Origin of the sequence: Cronobacter sakazakii, from assembly GCF_000982825.1 — a bacterium.
In the GTDB taxonomy this organism is placed as follows: Bacteria; Pseudomonadota; Gammaproteobacteria; order Enterobacterales; family Enterobacteriaceae; genus Cronobacter; species Cronobacter sakazakii.
In genome coordinates this window covers 903692-925680 of record NZ_CP011047.1, presented here as the reverse complement: position 1 = coordinate 925680, position 21989 = coordinate 903692, and the positions used below count along the sequence as shown (strand labels likewise).

General features: G+C 58.1%; 15 protein-coding genes. All 15 read left to right on the top strand.

Annotated elements, in window-relative coordinates; genetic code table 11:
- Positions 1 to 16 precede the first annotated feature (16 nt).
- The 15 genes from CSK29544_RS04295 (at position 17) to CSK29544_RS04225 (ending at position 21989) form a co-directional block, all read left to right on the top strand.
- Positions 17 to 850, top strand: a complete 834-nt coding sequence (locus CSK29544_RS04295; protein ID WP_007889024.1) for a type VI secretion system accessory protein TagJ — start codon at positions 17 to 19, stop codon at positions 848 to 850.
- Positions 843 to 1415: a type VI secretion system baseplate subunit TssE gene (tssE, locus tag CSK29544_RS04290; RefSeq protein WP_004386961.1), complete on the top strand. Its 573-nt coding sequence runs from the start codon at positions 843 to 845 to the stop codon at positions 1413 to 1415. The genes CSK29544_RS04295 and tssE overlap by 8 nt, the downstream gene beginning before the upstream one ends.
- A 2-nt stretch (positions 1416 to 1417) precedes the next feature.
- Positions 1418 to 3289 (top strand): type VI secretion system baseplate subunit TssF, encoded by a 1872-nt coding sequence (tssF, locus tag CSK29544_RS04285; RefSeq protein WP_007889021.1) that lies wholly within the window; start codon positions 1418 to 1420, stop codon positions 3287 to 3289.
- Complete coding sequence (gene tssG, locus CSK29544_RS04280; protein WP_007889019.1) at positions 3286 to 4329, top strand: type VI secretion system baseplate subunit TssG; 1044 nt, start codon at positions 3286 to 3288, stop codon at positions 4327 to 4329. Before tssF ends, tssG begins: the two co-directional genes overlap by 4 nt.
- A 74-nt stretch (positions 4330 to 4403) precedes the next feature.
- Positions 4404 to 4721: a hypothetical protein gene (locus CSK29544_RS04275; RefSeq protein WP_007889017.1), complete on the top strand. Its 318-nt coding sequence runs from the start codon at positions 4404 to 4406 to the stop codon at positions 4719 to 4721.
- 46 nt (positions 4722 to 4767) lie between these two features.
- Complete coding sequence (gene tssH, locus CSK29544_RS04270) at positions 4768 to 7383, top strand: type VI secretion system ATPase TssH (RefSeq protein WP_007889015.1); 2616 nt, start codon at positions 4768 to 4770, stop codon at positions 7381 to 7383.
- A 30-nt stretch (positions 7384 to 7413) separates the two neighbouring features.
- A complete protein-coding gene (locus CSK29544_RS04265; RefSeq protein WP_007797886.1) occupies positions 7414 to 8847 on the top strand; it encodes a serine/threonine protein kinase in 1434 nt (477 codons plus the stop codon).
- Positions 8848 to 8971: 124 nt separating this feature from the next.
- Positions 8972 to 10402 (top strand): Tle-like phospholipase domain-containing protein, encoded by a 1431-nt coding sequence (locus CSK29544_RS04260; RefSeq protein ID WP_007853550.1) that lies wholly within the window; start codon positions 8972 to 8974, stop codon positions 10400 to 10402.
- The gene (locus tag CSK29544_RS04255) at positions 10399 to 11160 is read left to right on the top strand and encodes an ankyrin repeat domain-containing protein (RefSeq protein ID WP_007889010.1); all 762 of its coding nucleotides are present in this window, start codon (positions 10399 to 10401) and stop codon (positions 11158 to 11160) included. The genes CSK29544_RS04260 and CSK29544_RS04255 overlap by 4 nt, the downstream gene beginning before the upstream one ends.
- Before the next feature lie 140 nt (positions 11161 to 11300).
- Positions 11301 to 13439, top strand: coding sequence for a type VI secretion system Vgr family protein (locus CSK29544_RS04250; RefSeq protein ID WP_015387111.1), 2139 nt, complete (start codon positions 11301 to 11303; stop codon positions 13437 to 13439).
- 1 nt (position 13440) lies between these two features.
- Entirely contained in the window at positions 13441 to 14595 is a 1155-nt protein-coding gene (locus CSK29544_RS04245; protein ID WP_007897335.1) for a DUF2169 family type VI secretion system accessory protein, read from the top strand.
- Positions 14588 to 15883, top strand: coding sequence for a DUF4150 domain-containing protein (locus tag CSK29544_RS04240; RefSeq protein ID WP_007703926.1), 1296 nt, complete (start codon positions 14588 to 14590; stop codon positions 15881 to 15883). The genes CSK29544_RS04245 and CSK29544_RS04240 overlap by 8 nt, the downstream gene beginning before the upstream one ends.
- 97 nt (positions 15884 to 15980) lie before the next feature.
- On the top strand, positions 15981 to 16661 hold the full coding sequence (locus CSK29544_RS04235) for an ankyrin repeat domain-containing protein (protein WP_007897337.1): 681 nt from the start codon (positions 15981 to 15983) through the stop codon (positions 16659 to 16661).
- Between the two features lie 217 nt (positions 16662 to 16878).
- Complete coding sequence (locus tag CSK29544_RS04230; protein WP_007897339.1) at positions 16879 to 20913, top strand: RHS repeat-associated core domain-containing protein; 4035 nt, start codon at positions 16879 to 16881, stop codon at positions 20911 to 20913.
- Positions 20889 to 21989, top strand: coding sequence for a hypothetical protein (locus tag CSK29544_RS04225; RefSeq protein ID WP_007897341.1), 1101 nt, complete (start codon positions 20889 to 20891; stop codon positions 21987 to 21989). The genes CSK29544_RS04230 and CSK29544_RS04225 overlap by 25 nt, the downstream gene beginning before the upstream one ends.

The following is a 21989-nucleotide window of genomic DNA, read 5'->3' as shown; positions in this document are numbered from 1 at the left end:
AACGCCAGGAGCCGTTATGAACACGCTGTATCAACAACTGGCTGGCGCGAGCGTCAGCGACGCGCTGAGCCGTCTTGAGGCCGATATCAAAGCCCAGCCGGGCAACGCCGATCGCCGCGCCGCGTTTGTGCAGTTTCTCTGCCTGAACGCCAACTGGACCCGCGCGCTCACCCAGCTGAAAAGCTGGGCCGCGCTGGCACCGCAGGCGCAGCCGACCGTGACGCTGCTGCAACAGGCCATCGAAGGCGAGCAGCAGCGCGCCGAAGTGCTGGCAGGCCGCGCGCGTCCGCGTATGCCGGGCGAACAGTGGCCGTGGCTGGATCTGCTGCTGAAAGCGCTGGCGGAAACCGACCCGGCGCGCGCCAGCGAGCTTCGCAGCGAGGCGCTGGAGCAGGCCGAGGCCAATCCGGGCGAGCTGACGCTGGCGGTGGGCGACGCGCCCGGCGAGCCGGTGCGTTTTGACTGGCTGATGGACGGCGACGCGCGTCTGGGGCCGGTGTGCGAGCTTATCGTTAACGGCAACTACTTCTGGGTGCCGTTCAACGCTATCGCGTCGATTCGTTTCCAGGCTCCGGCGAGCGTCACCGATCTGGTATGGCGTCACGCGATGGTGCAGCTGGTGGACGGCACCGAACAGGTCTGCCAGATTCCGGCGCGTTACCCGCTGGAAACCGGCGCGGACGACCGCTTCCTGCTGGCGCGCACCACCGAGTGGCAGCCGCTGGACGCGGAAGGCATTCACTATCTCGGCGCGGGTCAGAAAGTCTGGCTGAGCGGCGAACAGGAGTTCGCGCTGCTGACGCTGGATATGCTCGCTTTCGGGCTGCCGGACGACGCATCGCATGAATAAACCGTATCAGGATGACGACAGCGGCGATCTGCTGCGCCACGGCTATCGTTCGCGCCGCAACGCCACGACGGTCAGCGCGCGCGACAAAATGCAGCCGTCGCTGCTGGACCGTCTGACCGATAACGCGCCGGACAAACGTCAGGAGCCGGCGAACAGCAATCTCGTCTCGCACAGCGCGCTGCGCCGCCAGGTGCTGCGCGACTTGCAGTGGCTGTTCAACACCATTAACAACGAAGCGCAGCAGGATCTGAGCCGGGTGGACCACGTGCGCCGCTCGGTCTTTAACTTCGGCGTGGCACCGCTCGCAGGCAAGCGGATGTCGGAGATTGAGTGGGGCGACATCCAGCAGCGGCTCACCGAGGCGATTTTGCACTTCGAGCCGCGCATTCTGCCGCAGGGGTTGCAGGTGCGCTGCGTCTGCGACACCAAATCGCTCGACCTGCACAACGTATTATCGATTGAGATTAAAGGCCGCCTGTGGTGTGTGCCCTGGCCGCTTGAGTTTCTGTTCCGCACCGATGTGGATCTGGAAAACGGCCATTTTGAGCTTAAAGACGCGGGGTAAACATGGACAGTAAACTGCTCGAATATTACAACCGAGAGCTGGCGTATCTGCGCGAAATGGGCGCGGAGTTCGCCGAACGCTACCCGAAAGTGGCGGGCAGGCTCGGTATGCGCGGGATTGAAGTCGCTGACCCGTACATCGAGCGCCTGATGGAAGGCTTCGCCTTTCTCACCTCCCGCGTACAGCTCAAAATGGACGCCGAGTTTCCGCGCTTCTCCCAGCGCCTGCTGGAGATGCTCGCGCCGAATTATCTGGCGCCCACGCCGTCAATGGCGATAGCCGAACTGCACCCGGACAGCGCCAAAGGGGATCTGAGCAACGGGTTTGTGGTGCCGCGCGGCACGATGATGGACAGCCAGCTTCTGAAAAAGAACGGCGTCACCTGTAGCTACGCCACCGCCCATGACGTGCGCCTGCTGCCGCTGCATATCAGCCAGGTGGAGTTAGGCGGCGTGCCGGCCGATGCGCCGTTAAGCCAGCTCGGTTTAAGCCAGCGCGGCGCGGTCAGCGCCCTGCGCGTGCGGATCGCGTGCGACGGCCCGGTGCTGCTCAACCATCTCGATTTCGACCGCCTCGATTTCTTCCTGAGCGGGCCGGATATCCAGGCGCTGCAACTGCTGGAATTACTGATGGAGCACCGCGTCGGCATCTTCTGCCAGACTGTCGGCCCGAAACCCTCTCGCGTGGTGCTCGCCGAGGACGCGCTGCGTCAGGAAGGCTTTGAGGCTGACCAGGCGCTGCTGCCGGACGATCTGCGCAATTTTGACGGCTACCGCCTGTTACAGGAATATTTCGCGTTCCCGGCGCGCTTTCAGTTCTTGAGCCTGCGCGGCATCGGCAAGCTGCTGGCGCAGAGCGGGCAGGCGAACGCGTTCGATATCATCATTCTGCTGGATAAAACCGACACGCCGCTGGAGCGCGTGGTGGATAAAAGCCATCTCGCGATGCACTGCACGCCGGTCATCAATTTGTTCCCGAAAATCGCCGAGCGCCAGAAGCTCACCGAGGGCTTAAGCGAATATCACCTGGTAGTGGATAACATCCGCCCGCTCGATTACGAGATTTTCTCGGTCAGTAAAATTTACGCCAGCGAAGATGGCCAGCGCGACGACCAGATCTTCCGCCCGTTCTGGAGCACCTGGAGCCGCGACGGCGGCAACTACGGCGCGTATTTCTCGCTGCGCCGCGAACAGCGCGCGCTCTCGGAACACGCGTTGCGCTACGGCACGCGTACCGGCTATGTCGGCTCCGAGGCGTTTGTATCGCTGGTGGACGCAAGCCACGCGCCGTGGCGCGACGAACTGCGCTATATCACCGCTGAAGTGATGTGCACCAGCCGCGATCTGCCGCTGATGCTGGCGCAGGATATGGGCCAGTTTGTGCTGCCGGATTCCATGCCGGTGCGCGCGCTCACCATGCGTAAAGGGCCGACGCCGCCGCGCCCGGCGCTGGCCGAAGGCTTCAGCACCTGGCGGCTTATCAGCCAGCTGCAAATGAACTACTTAAGCCTGATGGACGCCGAAGATGGCGAGGGCGCGGCGGCGCTGCGCCAGCTACTCGGCCTCTATGCGCGCCTGGCGGAAGCGCCGGTAGCGCGCCAGATTGACGGCATTCGTCACTGCGTGCTGGAGCCGGTGCACCGCCGCGTGCCGGAGCCGGGCCCGATTGTGTTCGCCCGCGGCGTCGGAATTTCGATGACCGTTGATGAGCAGGCGTTTTCCGGCTCCAGCCCGTGGCTGCTTGGCAGCGTGCTGGAGCGCGTCTTTGCACGCCTGGTCTCTATGAACAGCTTCACCGAGTTCACGCTCAAGAGCCAGCAGCGTGGCGAAGTGGGCTACTGGGGGCCGCGAATGGGTAAAAGGGCGCTGATATGAGTGAGACGCAGCCACAACCTGCGCCGGTAAAAAGCGCCTCCCGGCTGCCGGAGAATTACTGGCAACAGATGATGGCCGCGCCGTGGCGCTACGATCTGTTCCAGATGCTGCGCCGTCTCGACGCGCAGGGCGGCGAACGCTACCGTTTAGGCCGCGCGCCGCTGCCGCGCTTTGAGCCGCTGCGCATCGGCCAGCAGCCGTCAATGGCCTTCGCGCCGTCAACGCTCGCCGCGGTGAAACCGCGCGACAACACGCCGCTGTACGATGTGTCGATTTTAAGCTTCGGCCTGTTTGGCCCGAACGGCCCGCTGCCGATGCACCTGACCGAATATGCGCGCGAGCGTCTGTATCATCATCAGGACGACAGCCTGAGCGCGTTCGCGGATCTGTTTCATCACCGCCTGACGCTGCTGTTCTACCGCGCCTGGGCCGACGCCCAGCCGACCGCGTCGCTCGACCGCACTGACGGGCCGCGCATTGAAAAATATCTCGCCTCGCTTATCGGCATGGGCCAGCCGGGGCAGATGGAAAAGGGCAGCCTCAGCCACCACGCGCGCTATTCGCTGGTCGGCCATCTGACGCGCAACGGGCGCGACGCCGAAGGGCTTGAAAAAATTCTGCGCCACTATTTCCACGTGCCGGTGACGATTGTGCAGAACATCCCGCAGTGGATGCCGTTAACCGAGCGTGAGCAAGCGCGTCTCGGCGCGGGCCGCCGGATGCCGCGTCTCGGCGAGGCGGCGTTTCTCGGCGTGGCGGTGCGCGACGTGCAGCATAAATTTCGCATTGAGCTTGGCCCGCTGGATGAAGAGACCTACCAGCGTTTTCTGCCCGGCGAGCCGTGGGTCGAGGAGCTGCGCGACTGGGTGCGTCAGTATATGGGCATCGAGTATGAGTGGGAGGTGCGCGTTATCCTGCGCGCCGACGCGGTAAAAGGCGTCACGCCTGGCGGCACGGGCCGCCTCGGCTACAGCGCCTGGCTTGGCAAGCAGCCCACCCCGCAACCGCGCGGCGATCTGGTTTTTCGCGCGGAAAGTTAACATGGCCCGCGCCGGTAGGCGCGGTGTGAGAGAGGGTATACGGAACATACCTACTATCTCAGGAAGGAAAAATAATGCACAGCGACGTGATACTGACACAGCCCGGCGGCTGGATTAACGGGGTTTATGTTTTCGTTTCGCTGCTGTTACTTGCAGGTTTTATCGTCATCAAAACCCGACGACCGTCGGGTCGCGCAGTCATAAAAGTGACGGCCTTTTTCTTTATTCTTGTTTGCTCACTTCTTCAGTTTTTTATTTTTCGTTATGGACTAACCGGGGTTTACGAACTGGCTGGCTATTACCCGCAAAACGCGCTCTGGGTGCGTTTAGCCGCGCTGGCGCTCTGTTGCGCTTACGCGTTCTGCCTGCCTTTACGTTATACCCGCCAATAATATCGCTTGTTGCGTAAGATACGCGCCAACCTGAACGGAACCGATCATGTCAGAAATCAGCCGTGCCGTACTGTTCGGCAAACTGGATACGCTGTTGTTTACCTCGCTGGAAAGCGCCACCTCCTTCTGCAAGCTGCGCGGCAACCCGTATGTGGAGCTGGCGCACTGGCTGCATCAGCTGATGCAGCAGCAGGACGGGGATTTACAACATCTGATCCGCCATTTTTCACTGGATGAAGAGGCGCTGAGCCGGGATATCGTGGCGGCGCTGGATCGCCTGCCGCGCGGCGCAAGTTCCGTTTCCGATCTCTCGGAGCATATCGACAGCGCGGTGGAGCGCGCGTGGGTGTACGGCTCGCTGAAATTCGGCGTGACGCGCATTCGCGGCGGGCATCTGCTGATCGGCATTCTGAAAACCTTTAACCTGGCGAACGTGCTGAAAGGCATCTCCAGCCAGTTCAACCGCATCAGCGCCGACCTGCTGGTCGAACAGTTCGATGCCATCTTCGCGGGCAGCAAAGAGGCCCAGCAGGCGGTCGCCGCCGCGCCGGACGCCGCCGGCAACGCGCCGGTGCAGCAGGGCACGCTCGCGCAGTACGGCCAGGATCTCACCGCGCGTGCGCGTGAAGGCAAAATCGACCCGGTGGTCGGGCGTGATGAAGAGATCCGCCAGATGGTGGATATTCTGATGCGTCGCCGTCAGAACAACCCGCTGCTGACCGGTGAAGCGGGCGTGGGGAAAACCGCGGTCGTGGAAGGCCTGGCGCACCGTATCGCCGCAGGCGATGTCCCGGAGCCGCTGCAAAACGTGCAGCTGTGGCTGCTCGATATCGGCATGTTGCAGGCGGGCGCGGGCATGAAAGGCGAATTTGAAGCGCGTCTGCAGGGGCTTATCAATGAAGTGCAGTCCAGCGCCACGCCGATTGTGCTGTTTATCGATGAGATCCACACGCTTATCGGCGCGGGCGGCCAGCAGGGCACCGGCGATGCCGCTAACCTGCTGAAACCGGCGCTGGCGCGCGGCCAGCTGCGCACCATCGGCGCGACCACTTGGGCGGAATATAAAAAATACATCGAGAAAGATCCGGCCCTGACGCGCCGCTTCCAGACCGTGCAGGTGCATGAGCCGGATGAAGAAAAAGCCGTGCTGATGCTGCGCAGCACCGTCTCGCCGCTGGAGAAACATCACCGCGTGCTGCTGCTGGATGAAGCGGTCAGCGCGGCGGTGAAACTGTCGCACCGCTACATTCCGGCGCGCCAGCTGCCGGATAAAGCCGTCGCGCTGCTGGATACCGCCTGCGCGCGCGTCGCCGTCAGCCAGAGCGCGCCGCCGCCGCAGTTAGAAGATTGCCTGCACCGCATCGCGGCGCTGGAAGTGGAAGCGGAAATCGCCGAGCGCGAAGCGCGCGTGGCGGTGGGCGACGGCGAGCGCGTGGCGCGTCTGAACGCTGAGCGTGAAGCGCTGGAAGCCGAACGCGACGCCCTGACCGCCCGCTGGGAAGAAGAGCGCGCGCTGGTGGATGCGATTATCGCCCTGCGCGCCGAGCTGCATATGGCCGACGAAGAAGCCCAGCCTGCGCTGCGCGAGACGCTGGCGGAGCGCCAGAAGGCGCTGGCCGCCGTACAGGGCGACGCGCCGCTGCTGTTCGCCGCCGTGGACGCGAACGTCGTCGCGGCGGTGGTCTCCGACTGGACCGGCATCCCGCTGGGCCGCATGGTGAAAAATGAGATAGACGCGGTGCTGAAGCTTGCCGACACGCTGAACCAGCGCGTTATCGGCCAGCGTCACGGGCTTGAGCTTATCGCCAAACGCGTGCGCACCTCCCGCGCGCGCCTTGACGACCCGAACAAGCCGGTGGGTGTCTTTATGCTCTGCGGCCCGTCCGGCGTCGGTAAAACCGAAACCGCGCTGGCGCTCGCCGAGTCGCTGTACGGCGGCGAGCAAAACGTTATCACCATCAACATGAGCGAGTTCCAGGAAGCGCATACGGTTTCCACGCTCAAAGGTGCGCCTCCGGGCTACGTGGGCTACGGCGAAGGCGGTGTGCTGACCGAAGCGGTGCGTCGTCGTCCTTACAGCGTCGTGCTGCTCGATGAGATTGAAAAAGCGCACCCGGACGTGCATGAGATTTTCTTCCAGGTGTTCGATAAAGGCTGGATGGAAGATGGCGAAGGGCGTCATATCGATTTCCGCAACACGATTATCATCCTGACGTCTAATGTCGGCACCGATCTTATCAGCGCCATGTGCGCCGACCCGGACCTGATGCCGGAGCCGGATGCGCTCAGTGCGGCGCTGCGTCAGCCGCTTTTGCAGGTTTTTCCGCCTGCACTGCTGGGCCGATTGCTGGTTGTGCCGTATTATCCGTTAAGCGACGCGATGCTGGCCGAAATTGTGAAATTGCAGCTTAAGCGGATCCAGCGTCGTCTTGAGGAAAATCACGGTATTATTTCCGAATTCGACGACAGCGTAATTACCCAGATTGTGGCGCGTTGCACCGAGGTGGAATCCGGCGGCCGTATGGTCGATGCGATCCTTACCAACACCCTGCTGCCGCAGATGAGCCAGATACTGCTCACCGCCAGCGCGCAGGACGAGAAATATCGCCGTCTGCGCGTGACGTTCGAGCAGGGTGAGTTTCAGTGTCAGTTTGCGGCGTAACGCCATCATCAAGCAGAGAGTTTTCCAAACATGACGGATTACGAAAACAACCGGACTGTACCCAACGCCCTGCCGATTGGTTACCGTTTCAATGAGTTTGAAATTAAGGAAGTGATTGGTGGTGGCGGTTTCGGCATTGTCTATCGCGCCTGGGATCATCAGCTTGAGCGTACCATTGCGATTAAAGAGTTTATGCCGTCCTCGCTGGCGGTGCGTAATGACGACATGCGCCTGGTGCTGCGCAGCGACCGCTTCAGCAAAGCGTTTACCGCGGGCCTGAACAGCTTTATCCAGGAGGCGCGTCTGCTGGCGCGCTTCAACCACCCGAACCTGCTGCACGTGCTGCGCTTCTGGGTGCAAAACGACACCGCCTACATGGGCACCGTGTTCTACAGCGGCACCACGCTGTCGCGCCTGAGCAAACAGCACCCGGAGATGATCAACGAGGCGTGGATCCGCCGCACGCTGCCGATGCTGTTCGGGGCCATCAAAACGATTCATGACGAAGGCTACCTGCACCGCGATATCTCGCTGGATAACATTCAGATCCAGGATAACGGCCTGCCGGTGCTGCTGGATTTCGGCTCCGCGCGCCGCAGTATCGGCAACGTCTCCGATGAGACGGAAACCATGCTGCGTCCGGGCTTTGCGCCGATTGAACAATACACCGACGACAACGAAAGCGAGCAGGGCCCGTGGACCGATATCTACGCGCTCGGCGCGGTGCTGCATACGCTGATTATGGGCTCGCCGCCGCCGGTGAGCGTGGTGCGCAGCATCGCTGACAGCTACCGTCCGCTCGCCGAGCTGCGCCCGGAAGGCTATTCGCTGCCGCTGTTACAGGCCATCGACCGTGCGCTGGCGCTGAAAATGGAAGACCGTCCGCAGTCGATTGATGAATTCGCCGCGCTGATTGAAATGCCGGTCGCCGGGCTGGATGACGTCATGAGCGTCAAAAAGCCGGGCACCATGCTGGTGCCGGTGGAAGAAGAAGAGACCACGCCTGCCGCCGAGACCGGCTGGCGCCGCTACAAAATGCCGGGGCTGATTGCCGCAGGCGTGCTGGTGGGCCTGGTTGCCGGTGGGCTGCTGTTTGGCGGCAGCGGGGATAACCCTGCGCCGGAAACCGCCAGCAACGACAGCGCGCCGCGTGAACAAGCGCCTGCGCAGCCGCCGGTGCAGAACACCACGACCGCGCCGGCGACCACGACCACGCAGGACGCCGCGCCTGCGCAAAACGCGCCGGTACAGGGCGCGCTGGTGGCGCAGATCTACGTGCGCATGGGCGAGGGCGAGCAGCTGGCGCTTAACGGCAAAACGCAGACCGTGACGCCGGCTGAGAACGGCTTCGCCTCGCTGCAACTGCCGACCGGCGATTATGAGCTGACCATCAAAGGTCGCGGCCAGACCCGCAGTCAGACCATCAATGTCTCCCGTCCGGGTACCTGGCTTGTAAACCCGTAAGGATACCGGGAGGCGTTAGCGGCGGTGTATTACCCGCCGCCACCCCACGACGCCTCCCGTCCTGTCTCCGGCTTATACCTTCATAAAATGCCGGCAGGTGAATACCCGCTACAGGACAACACGTATGTACCACATCAAAATTGTCTCTATTTTCAAGGAATTCATCCCCCCTGCGCAGTTTGAGAGGATCATGCGTCCTGACATCGCCGCGCAGTGGATAATGTCTGTGCCGGATAACGCCGTGCGCTCGCTGTTTACGCGTTACGAGCTGTTTCAACCTTCTACCCGCGCGAATCCGTATCAGTCCGGGCGTGACTTACGCAAGCTGATTGCCGATGAATTCTGGCATGGCAACCTGGTGGCGATTGATGAAAGCTCGCGGCCCTGGTCGCCCACCACCGAGCTTTATTACATCAATGAAAAAGGCGAGCTGGAGCCGACCCACGCGCCCCGGTCGCTGATGTTTCCGTTGGGTTACATCATCGTTCGCTACGGCTCGATGGTGCGTGTCTATCGGACGCTTCCGCCGCCGACTGTCAGACCAACCCAGGTGGTGAAATCGAAAGCCGCAGCGGGCCCTGAGCTGGCGACGCCGGGCAAAGATATGAAGCAGACCGCCGCGCAGCTAAAAGCGATGACCAAGGCGGAACGCTGGCAGGCGCGAAAAGATCTCATCAGCAAGGGCAACAACAGCATTTACCCTGATGCGCAGATTGCCGCGAAGCGTCTTGCCGATAACAACATCGCCGTCGAAAAAGCCAAGCTTGCGGAGAATATCTATAAAACCACGAATCCGTTACAGGCGACGCCGGACGTGCCGGAGGGGTGGAAGGACATCAGTAATGATGTCGATGCTCTGAATAAATTTGGTCTGAAGAAAAATATGCTTTACGACAACGAAGAGGCACCTGATTTTCTGGCACGTGTCTATCAACCGGATACTGCCGTATTTGGTAATGACATGAACCCGACGTTAGTTTTCAGGGGGTCGAGAGCACCTGAATTCGTATCAATGTCCGAACCGATAAAAAATATCGCTGACTGGTCTAATAACGGCGCGCAGGGACTGGGAATGGAATCTGCCTATTACAGGAAGGCAGTCAATCTGGGGAACATACTGGCAAAATCCGGGCAGAATATTGATGTCGCCGGACACTCACTAGGGGGAGGCCTCGCCTCTGCGACCTCCATGGCGAGCGGTAAACCGGGCTGGACCTTCAACGCCGCCGGGCTGCATAGCAGCACCGTGGAAAAATATGGAGGCAGCATTCTGGGTAAAACCGATGATATCCAGGCCTACCGCGTTGAGGGCGAATTGCTGACGAAAGTGCAGGAAGTGAATGTCTGGGAAGATCTTAAGTCGATGGAAGGCCTCCCTGTGCCGACGCTTTTAAAAGAGGGCGTGTCGGCGTTCGCTCCAAATGCCGCAGGCATTCCACACGATTTGCCCGGTGGCACAGGAGGCGCGCTTGATCGCCACGGCATCGGGCAGGCGATTAACTGTATCGAGCAGCAAAAAGATGAGGATATTGCCATCATCGGGAGCCGCCTGTGAACAAACTCTTTTGGGGATGCCTCGCGCTGTGTTTTACCTTCATGATTCAGGGGTGTAAGCAAAATATGGATTTAAATCCGCAGGACTACTTTAGCGGCCAGCAACTGACGCTTGCTAAAGCTATCGAAGACGGCAAGGTTGAAGACGTCGAAAAACTCGCGTCGGAAACCGACCTGAATAAACCCGGCCAGCACGATATGACACTGTTGTTCTGGTCTATCATGAACGCCATCAACGATAAAAAAACGCCAGAACATTTGAAGGTTATTACCGTTCTCGTGAAGGCAGGAGCCGATCCGCTCCAGCCGCGCCCGGAGGGTAAAAGCAGCCCCGCCGAATATGTTTTGAAAGCCGACAGCGGCGACTGGATCAAGGCGATGCTCGACGGCGGCTTATCTCCGGACGCGAAAGATAAAACATTCCATGAGCCCATCATATTTCAGGCGATCAAAGCCAAAAATACTGACACGCTCAAAACCATGCTGGATGCGGGCGCGAATATCAACATCACTGATTCGCTCGGCAATACACTGTTGATCGACGCGCTGGATTACGGGAAACACGACCATGTTCTGCTGTTGCTTGATCGCGGCGCCGACCCGGAAATCAAAGCCGACAATGGCTGGACGATGGGTAACCAACTGCAACGATTGTTGAATGGTGCTAAGGAAGGCAGCGAACATTATCAATCGCTGAACGAAATAAAAGAGAAGCTCATTGAGCACGGCGGAAAATGGCCGCCCGCCCCGGTTAAATAATTCCTGCACGACCTTACCCGCTGACGCGCCTGCATAATTTCTGATTATGCAGGCGATATCATTTCTGATGCCGCGGGTTTTCTCCCTTTCTGCTTTGCCGCTACGCACGCGATCGCATAAGACATTATGGAATGAAGACTATGCTCAACCGAATCACCGTTCAGCTCCCGGTCGAGGGGCTGCTTTTCTGGAAACTCTCCGGGCGCGAGGCGCTGTCGGAGCCGTTCATGTTCACCCTGACGCTGCTCGGCACCGACGCGCGCGCTGACCGCAGCGCGCTGCTGGGCCAGCCGGTGACGGTGACCATCCCGACCCAGGCGCTGATGACGCCGCGCTATCTTAACGGCAAGGTGACCCGCGTGGCGGTGAGCGCGGTGGAGCTTTCCGGCACCCGCTACGCGGCCTATGAGCTGACGGTGGAGCCGGACCTGTGGCCGATGCAGCGCGACCGCAACCTGCGCATCTTCCAGGGGCAGACGGTGCCGCAGATAGTGAAAACGCTGCTGGGCGAAAGCCGGGTGAACATGGAAGAGCGGCTGTCGGGCAGCTACCGCGTCTGGGAATACTGCGTGCAGTACCAGGAGAGCAGCCTCGATTTCATCAGCCGCCTGCTGGAGCTGGAGGGCATCGCCTACCACTTCCGCCACGAGCAGGACCGCCACACGCTGGTGCTGACGGATGCACCGGGCCAGTACGAGCCATTCCCCGGCTACGAGACCATTCCGTATCACGTCACGCCGTCCGGTGGCAGCACTGACGAAGAGGGCATCAGCCAGTGGGCGCTGGAGGACAGCGTGACGCCGGGCATCTACAGCCTCGACGACTATGACTTCCGCAAGCCGAACGCCTGGCTGTTCCAGGCGCGGCAGAACCCGCTGTCGCCGCAGCCGGGGAGCATTGACGTTTACGACTGGCCGGGCCGTTTTGTGGAGCACGGCCACGGGGAGTTCTACGCCCGCATCCGCCAGGAGCGCTGGCAGGTGGAGCACCGCCAGACGCAGGGCACCGCGACCGCGCTCGGCATCGCACCCGGCCACACCTTTGTGCTGCGCAACGCGCCGTTCTTCGGCGATAACGGCGAGTACCTCACCACCATCGCCCACTACCGCTTCGAGGAGAACCGCTACGCCAGCGGCCCGGACAGCAACACCCTGCATGAAATCCGCTTCGAGGTGATACCGGCGGATGTACCGTACCGCCCGGCGCAGAAAACGCCGTGGCCGCGCACCTACGGCCCGCAGACGGCGAAGGTGGTCGGCCCGCAGGGCGAGAGCATCTGGACGGATAAATATGGCCGGGTGAAGGTGAAATTCCACTGGGACCGTCTCGGCAAGGGTGACGACACCAGTTCAAGCTGGGTGCGTGTCTCCAGCGCGTGGGCAGGCCAGGGCTTCGGTGGTGTACAGATACCGCGCGTGGGCGACGAAGTGGTGGTGGACTTCATCAACGGCGACCCGGACCGCCCGCTGATTACCGGCCGCGTCTACAACGAAGCCAGCATGCCGCCGTGGGCGCTGCCTGCCGCGGCCACGCAGATGGGCTTTTTAAGCCGCTCGAAGGACGGCTCGCCGGATAATGCCAACGCGCTGCGCTTTGAGGACAAGGCCGGTGAGGAGCAGGTGTGGCTGCATGCTGAAAAGAATATGGATACCGAAATCGAGAACGATGAAACGCATTCGGTAGGCAGCAACCGCACCAAAACCATTGGCGCGAATGAAACCACGACGGTGAAGAAAAACCGCACGGAAACGGTCGTGGAAAATGAAACGATCACGGTGCATCAGAACCGCACAGAGACGGTGGATGGCAACGAAACCATCACTATTCATTCCAACCGTACCGAGACGGTCGATCAGAACGAAGACGTGCGTATCGGGCAAAACCAGAGCGTGACCGTTAACGGTGCCCAGACGCTGCGCGTCGATAAGACCAAAACCGAAACCATCGCGCTCGCCTCCATGCTGAACGTCGGTCTCGCGCAAAACACCAATATTGGCGCGGCATATGTGCTGAACGTCGGCGCAGGCTGGATGACTAACGTCGGCGCGATGCAGATGCATAACGTGGCGCTCAAATATTCGGTGAACTCCGGTAAAGATCTCAGCCTGTCAGCGGGCACCACGGCGGATTTCAGCGCGGAAGACAAAATCACGCTGGTCTGCGGGGAATCGATGATTGTGCTGGAACAGAACGGCACCATTACGCTTAGCGCCAACAAGATCAAGATGGTCGGCGAAAAGGTCATCGACATCGACGGTACGGAAATCAATATCAACTGATATGGAAAACTTCTCTAATCTCAGCGCCTTTCCGGCCATGCTGTTTGATTCGTTCGACCAGAACGATCACGGCTTCAGCACCGTTGTTGCCAGAGTCAGTTACGATCTCGATATCGCCACGGGCGCGCTGACGCTGTGCGACGATCAGGGCGAACTTGTTGAACAGGATCTCCATTACGGCGAGCCGGGCTACAGTAGCGTCCGGTTTGAAAGCGATCTGGCACCCTATAAACCCTGGATGGATGTCGTCATTAACGCCAGCGCCTGGGCGCCGCAGGATAAACCCGCGGGCAGTTTTACGGTGGGCGCGCAGATTGGCGACACGACCCGCCTGTTACGTATTCACGGGCCACGCGAGTGGTGGAACGTGATGGCAGGCTGGCGGCTGACCGATCCTGAACCCCTCCAGACGCTGGAGCTGCGCTACGAATATGCGGCGGGTGGGATGTATACGTTGCCGGATGATCAGGTGGTCGCAGCCCAGGAAAACACGGTCGGGATGGGCTGGTACCCGCGCGAGGTCAGAAAGCACCTCAAAAAAGACCGGCTGCCCGCCCCGCAGATTGAGTGGGTCACCCAGCCGGTGAAAAAGATTGATGAAGCGGGCCTGGCCGCCGGGTTTGGTTTCTATGGCCGCGGCTGGAAGGGACGCGTTGAGCACGCCGGTACCTATGACGAAAACTGGAAGCAGAACCGTCATCCTTTTTTGCCGAAGGATTTTCGCTTTGACTACTGGTGCGGCGCGCATCCGCTGTTGCAGTTTCCGCTGCCCGCGCCTTTAAGCGCGATACCGGTGACACTGAAATATCTCATCTCTGCGCGTGACAAAGCCGATCAGGAGATTCGCTTTCAGGTGCCGGTGGAAAGCCTGTTTGTTTTTATCATGACGCAGAAAGGGGCCGGGGTCGCGCAGGACATGACGCTCGACACGCTGGTGGTGGATGTACCCGCGCGTAAAGTGCATTGCAGCTATCGCACGGTAATCTCAGAGCTGATGGAGCCGGTGATGACCGAGCTGCGCTTTGTCGCGCGTGAAGAACGTCACGCGCAGGTCGCGCGCGCGCGGCACCTGCTGAGCGATCGCGAGTCGGCAGACTTTTTGCCGCTGCCCCCGTCGCTGTTAAACCTGAAGGAAAAAAGAGGCGCGCATGGCTGAGAACTTTGCCGCCCGTAAAAACGGGAAATATAAGCTGGTCTGCCTGGCCCCCGATATGTGCTTTACTCCGGGCATCCAGCCGCCGGTGCCTTACCCGGTGACCGCCACGCTGGAGCCCTCAAAAAGCACCGTTGATTCGGTGAATTTTGGCCGTAACCCCGCTTTTGTTTATAACCAGAGCTTTGTGCCAACCACCATTGGCGATGCGGCGGGACGCAATAAAGGCGTGGTGAGCGGTACGGTGGAGGGCGACTGCTGGTCTCTCGAACACAGCCCGGATACCAACGTCGGCGGGCGTCCGCTTAACCGCGTGCAGGATACGTTCGCCATGAACGGCAAAGCCAACGGCGGCCGTGGCGGAAACTTCACCAAGAAAGAGACCTGGGAGCGGCGTAAGGCGCTTATCGCGAAAGGTAAACAGAGCAGCGACCCAAAAGCGCAGGCGGCGGCACAGCGGCTTGAGCAGAATAACGTGGCGGTGGAAAAAGCGCGTCTGGCGGATTACGTGTATGAGCCCCGCGATCCGTCGAAACCGACTCCTGAGATCCCGGCAGGCTGGAAAGATATCTCTAACGACCCGCAGGCGCTCGCCAAATATAACCTTTCGCCGAACGACTTGCGTGCTAATGGCGCGCCGCAGTTTCGTGCGCGGATGTATGAGCCAGACGAAGCGGTTTTCGGCAAGGATATGAAACCTTCGGTGGTCTTTCGCGGCACGCAATCGGGGCCGGACTGGGGCGTCAATGCCAAACAGGCGTTTGGTGTCAGCAACCCGTATTATAAAAAAGCGGTTGAAATTGGCGCCTCTCTGAAAAGATCTCCCGCGCCCGTTGACTGTGTCGGCCATTCCCTGGGCGGCGGGCTCGCCTCCGCCTGTTCGCGCGCCAGCAATAAGCCGGGCTGGACGTTCAACGCGGCGGGCCTTAACAGCGGAACGGTTGAGAAATACGGCGGCAAAGTGCTTGAGAAGAGTGTCACCTCAGAGAACATCAACGCTTACCGCGTTAAAGGTGAAGTGTTAACCGGCCTGCAGGAGCCCGGCGTGCTGGGCACGATAGGCGTGGTCGGGGCGCTTGGCGCGCTGGGCGCAAAGCTCGGCGGGGTGTTTGGCGGCATTATTGGCGCGGGCGTAGGGTTAGTTATTGCCGCGCTACCCGCAGCAGTGGGCATCAAACACGATATGTCGGGCGGCCAGGGCAACCCAATAAACCGCCATTTTATGAGCCAGGTCATTCCCTGTATCGAAGCAGAAAAAGCAGAGGATGAGGCTATACTGATGGCTTTATAAGGAGATCAGAATGAAGACGTTCCGAAGGCTAATTTGCAGTCTCCTCGCAGGACTGGCACTCTTTTCTGTCGTAATACCTGGTCATGGAAGTACAAATATGAAACAAGCAGCGCCGGAAGTTTATTTTAGCGGTACACAATTACAGCTTGCTCAGGCTATTGCTGAGCATAATCTTTCCGAAGTAAAAGCATTAGCCAAAAGCACAAACTTAAATAAACCTGGCAGTCAGGAAATGACATTGCTGATGTACGCACTATTAGAGGCGACCAATGGCGATGCGACATCGCTGGAGATTGTGAAGGCGCTTGTGAAAGCGGGCGCGGATCCGCTTCAGGATATCCCGGATTTCGGCAGCCCGGCTGCGGTGATGGCAAGCTCCAACAATCCTGCTTATATCAAAGCGCTGATTGAAGGCGGCCTTAGCCCCAACGCCATGACCAACTACCAGCCTTTACTTTTTAATTCAGCTTCAGATAATTCATTTTCCGTCATGAAATATCTACTATCGGCAGGGGCTGATGTTAATAAAACCGACAGTGCCGGGAAAACGGTATTAATGGTGGCATTAGCAGGCATGGAACTGGATCAGGTTGAATATTTACTCAATTATGGTGCCAACCCGAATATTGAAAACCAGAACGGCCTGAATTTTGGGAAGCTACTGGCTGACGCCATCGAGCGTGAAAAAGACAGCAATAAAAGAACGACGGATAAGTTAGAAGAGGTGCGTCAACTCGCTATTCGCAAGGGTTTACACTGGCCACCCGCTGCTGATTAATTTATTTTCTTATTCTATCGCTCCTGTCCGGGGCGATATTTACTTTTGAGATGCGTCCGGTTCTGATGGGTATTTAATGCTAAATACCACTGCTTACTATTATGCAAGGTAACGTTATTACCGGAGCATTTTAAAAAGATATTATTGCGTTTATTGCGCAATGCAATAAACCAAAACGCTTTTATTAAGAACACGCAATCCATCGCAGGGAATTTACATGGCGACAGGAAATACTATCGGTAAATTACAATATGCGCCGGCACCAAAAGGCAAGGTCGCGGCTGGCAGCGCTAACCCGCCTAAAAAGAAAAGCTGGTGGGGCGACTGGGGCGATATTGTCCATACCGGGCTGGATGTTTTAGGGGCGGTGCCGGTGCTGGGCGTCGTCGCCGACGGCGCGAACGCGGCGATTTATGCCGCTGAAGGCGACTACGGCAACGCGGCATTATCCGCGGCCTCCGCGGCGGCGAACTTCGTTCCGGGCGGCGGCGCGGCATTTAAAGCCGGTAAAATGGCGGTGAAAGCCGGCAAAGCGATAGAAGCGGCCAGCGCGACGAAAGGGCTGGTAAAAGAAACCGCGAAACTCGCCGAAAAATCCGCGTTTAAAGCCGAAAAAGCGGCAGCCAAAGCCGAAGGCAAAGCCGCCAAAGAAGGTGCGGAAGACGCGGTCAAAGCCAAAAAAGCAGGCAGTGAAAAGGGCGGCAGCGATAAAGGCAAGGCGAAAAAAGAGACCGAGCCGTGCAAAATCCCGAATACCGCCGCGGTCGAGCCGCTGGTCGGCAGCCCGGTCAACGCTATTCTGGGTATCAAAGTCCTGTTCGGTAATGAAGATAACGACTTTGCCTTTCCGGCATCCGTGCCGCTTAACTGGCAGCGCTACTATTTTTCCGATGAGATAAGCAATGGCTGGCTCGGGCAGGGGTGGTTTTTACCGCTGTCGCTGGAGGTTCGCGCGCAGGATGACATCCTGCTGTTTATCGATGAACAGGGGCGCGAAATCGAGTTCCCGTGGCCAGAGCCGGGCCACCCGCCGAGGTTGCACCGCTATGAACAGCTTTCGCTTTCGCAGCCACAGCCGGGCGAGTTCCGTATTTTTACCGCCGATGAAGCGCGCTGCTGGCATTTTACGCACCAGGCACAGCCGGGCCGCTGGCTGCTCACAGCGATAAGCGACCGGCATGACAACCGCCTGACGCTGCACTACAACGCGCATCATCAGCCTGAGCAGATAACCGACAGCGCCGGACGGCGTTTTATCGTCCATTTCGGCAGGCTTACGCTTGCGGATAACGACACGGTTGAACGTATTGTCGGCGTCAGCGTCTGTCACCCCTCCGACCCGCTCAACGCCGAAAGCCTGTGCCGCTACGACTACTCGCCGCAGGGCGATCTCATCGCCGTCAGGAATGGCCAGGGCGAGGTGCTGCGCGAATTTCGTTACCGCAACCACATCATGGTGGCGCACCGCCGCGCGGGCGAAATGGAGTGTTTCTATCACTACGATAAACATGATCCTTCCGGGAAAGTGCTGGCGCATCGCGACAGTCTCGGCGGCGAATGGCGGTTTGAGTATGGCGCGGCCAGCACCACGGTGACCGATGCATTAGGGCGCGTGACGCGGTACGAGTATGACGACAACCATGAGCTTCTCGCCTATCAGGACGCCGCTGGCGGCTATACCCGGTTCCGTCGCAACGTTCGCGGGCAAATGACGCAGCTGACCGACCCGGCAGGCCGCGTCACGCGCTACCGTTACGATGAGCGCGGCAACTGTACCGCCGTGACTGAGCCGGACGGACAGATGACGCGCATCGACTACCACGAACGCTGGAACCTGCCGGTGCGCGTCACCGATATGCAGGGCGGCACACGCGAATACGCCTATGACGTGGCCGGTAACCTGATTCGTTTTATGGATGAGCTGGGCCGTATCACGGAATATAACCACGACGATCGCGGCAACCTTGTGCGCATTCGCGATGCGGCGGCGGGTATTCAGCGCCTCTCCTGGAACAGCGCCAACTTTCTTATCAGCCACACGGATTGTTCCGGGCGTACCACCACTTTCGGCTATGACAAATATGGCTGGCTGAAAGAGCAGATTGACGCGGCGGGCAACCGCACGCTGATAAACAACCGGCAGGATGGCCTGCCGCTGAGCATTGTTCACCCGGATGGCGCGACGGAGACCTTTGAGTTTGACCGCTGGCAGCGCCTTACCGCCTGGCGCGACGCGCAGGGGCAGCTTACACAATGGAAACTGGCGCCGGATGGCCTGCCGCTGGCGCGTATTGATGCGCTCGGGCATCAGGTGAAATATGAATATGACCTGGCGCGCCGCCTGATCACGCTGATCAATGAAAACAGCGCGCGTTATGAGATGGAATATGACCTGCGCGACTCTCTCATCCGCGAGACCGGGTTTGACGGCTGCACCACCCGTTACCGCTATGACGCGGGCGGTTTCCCGACGGTGCGCGAGGAAGAAGGCAACGGAGACGGCACCCTCATCCGCACGCATTACCAGCGTGACGAGGCCGGGAGGCTGCTGGAAAAACTGGTCGCGCGCGGCGGCGAGGCGCAATGGCAGCGCACCCGTTACCGGTATGATTCCCTTGGGCGGTTGATTGCGGGCATCAACCACGGCGGCCGCGTGGAGCTGGAGTGGGACGCCGCCGGCCAGCTGACGCTCGAACGTAACCTTATTCGCGGCGTCCGCCACGAATTACGTCATCAGTATGACGAGCTCGGCAACCGCACCGTCACCACCCTGCCGGATGGCCGCGAGCTGAAAAACTTCTACTACGGCAGCGGCCACCGTATTCAGGTGAATCTCGGCAACCGGGTTATCAGCGAAAGCGAGCGTGATGTGCTGCACCGGGAAATTCGCCGCACGCAGGGCACCATCAGCAGCGAGTATGTCCATGATGAAATGGGGCGGCTGGTCAGCCAGCGCGCGGGACGTAACGGGAAAATCGCGGTCGCGCGCGATTACGCCTGGCGGCGCGACGGCCAGCTGTTGCAGATGGTGGATAAATACACGGGCGAGCATCGTTATGACTACGATGCGCTGGGCCGCCTGACCCGCGCCCGCGAAGAGCATTTCGCCTTCGACCCGGCCCATAACCTCCTGAGTGACAACGGCGCGGCACCGCTGCACGATAACCGCCTGCGCGTGTATGAGGACAAACGCTGGGATTACGATAATTTCGGCAACGTCATCACCAAACATATCGCCCGGCATACCACGCAGCGGTTCCGGTGGAACGCGGAGCATCAGCTCGCGGAATCCGTCACGGTGCGTAACAGCGCAGAGCAGCGCACCACCTACGGTTATGACGCCTTCGGCAGACGCAGCTGGAAGCAGGACGCGTTTGGCGTGACGACCTTTGTGTGGGACGGCAACCGCCTGCTGAGTGAATCACGCGGCGGGCGCAGCTTCCTGTGGATTTACGAAGACGACAGCTTCGCGCCGCTGGCGCAAATCAGCCTCTGTAAGGGCGACACCGAACACGACGCAGAGGTGTACTGGTATCACAACGATGTGTCGGGGATGCCGCGCGAGCTGACGGGCACGGGCGGCGAAATCGCCTGGCGGGCCGAATACCGCGCCTGGGGCAACACGCTTCGCGTGGAACACATTGAGACACGCGCCGGCGAGCCGGTGTATCAGCCGTTACGCTACCAGGGGCAGTATTTTGATGCCGAGACGGGTTTGCACTATAACCGCTTCCGCTACTATGATCCTGACGCGGGGCGCTTTATCAGCCAGGACCCGATTGGGCTCGCGGGCGGGATAAATCTTTACCAGTATGCGCCGAACCCGCTGGTGTGGGTGGATCCGCTGGGGTTGGCTCGTGGCAAGACATATATTGTTACTCGTAACATGAGCGCAGCTGAAGCTGACCTGACCAAAAGTGCTGGGGGATTAGTTCCAGGAATGACTAATGGTCGTCCTGACCGACGGGCAAAGTGGATTAATATTGATGGTGCCAATTATGATGCAACTACTAATCCTAAGCCTACCCATCAAGCCCGTTTTGAAATTACTCAAGAAGGATACGATATGCTTAATGGTGGGAAAGTTACTGATGCTGGAAGAGAATCAGCCCAAACAAAAAATATTCTTTCCAAACCGAACGAGCCAGGAGCGAGAGGCATCGGATCTGACATGATAGATGATTTCAATAAGCATATAAAAAGCGTTAGTGTAGAGGAAATACAAAAATGCAAAAAGAAAAGAAAGAGATAATTTTTTGTGTCGATAAGATATTCAAAAATTACTTTTTTTGTTTAATGCAAAAGGAAATTGAAGATAATATTTATTTTGATAAGTTTGAATATTCTTCTTGTGATGATAATACGACACAATTATTTTTCAAAAAAAGTGAAGATGAAAGCTTTTGTGAGTGGGATTTAGACTTACAACCTGAAGATCCTCATTATAAATATAATCCTGACACAACGATTCTCCTTATAGATAAATATCCATTGCTGAACGTCTATGATGAACAGGTTTTTCATCATATCATTTTTACGGTTAACTCTGTAACAACAGTTCCTGAGATAAACCAATATAATCGTATAAATGCATTTATGAAGATGTATTGTTTCTTCCAGTTGTCAAATATGAGCAAAAATGAGGATGATACATCTGAACTTATAAAGTATAGAAAATTTCTATTTCGATATTTTTTGATTTCCCATCCCGTTAATGAAGAAACTTTAAATGCATTTTCTATAAGTGATTCGGGAAAAATTATTCACACTGCTTCAAATATTGCATTAAAAGATTATGCCTCTGACTATTATGACTTCTATATAGAAAATTATGAGAAGCTATCAGCAGAAATTGCTATTAATAAAGATGAAATAGAAGCTGCCAAGTGTTTACATCTGTCTCTTATCGATATGATTGAGAATGGTGGCTTCGCGCTGAAAATTCCCTCTCCAGATGTCTCTATCGATATGAATCTGGTCAACGATTCAAGCTATTTCATTAAGGCTTACCTGGATAATAAGCAGATCATCATACGCGATGTTGTCAATCTTCTTAATCAGGGAAATTTCCATAGTGAATATTGTCTGAATTTCATCTTACAGAACTTTGTGATTTATATACTCAGTAAGGATTTCGGAGAGATCTATCAATTCTTAAATTCATTTTCTGAATTAGAGCAGAAGCGCGCGATCGTCAATCTTTTATTTAAGAATGCTATTTTTATTAAGGCAATCATGGATGAGGAGCTAATTGTCTGGGATGATATTAAAGACATAACCTGTTTATTTGATGAAAAAGTGAAAGAAATGTATAGGATAACATTATAA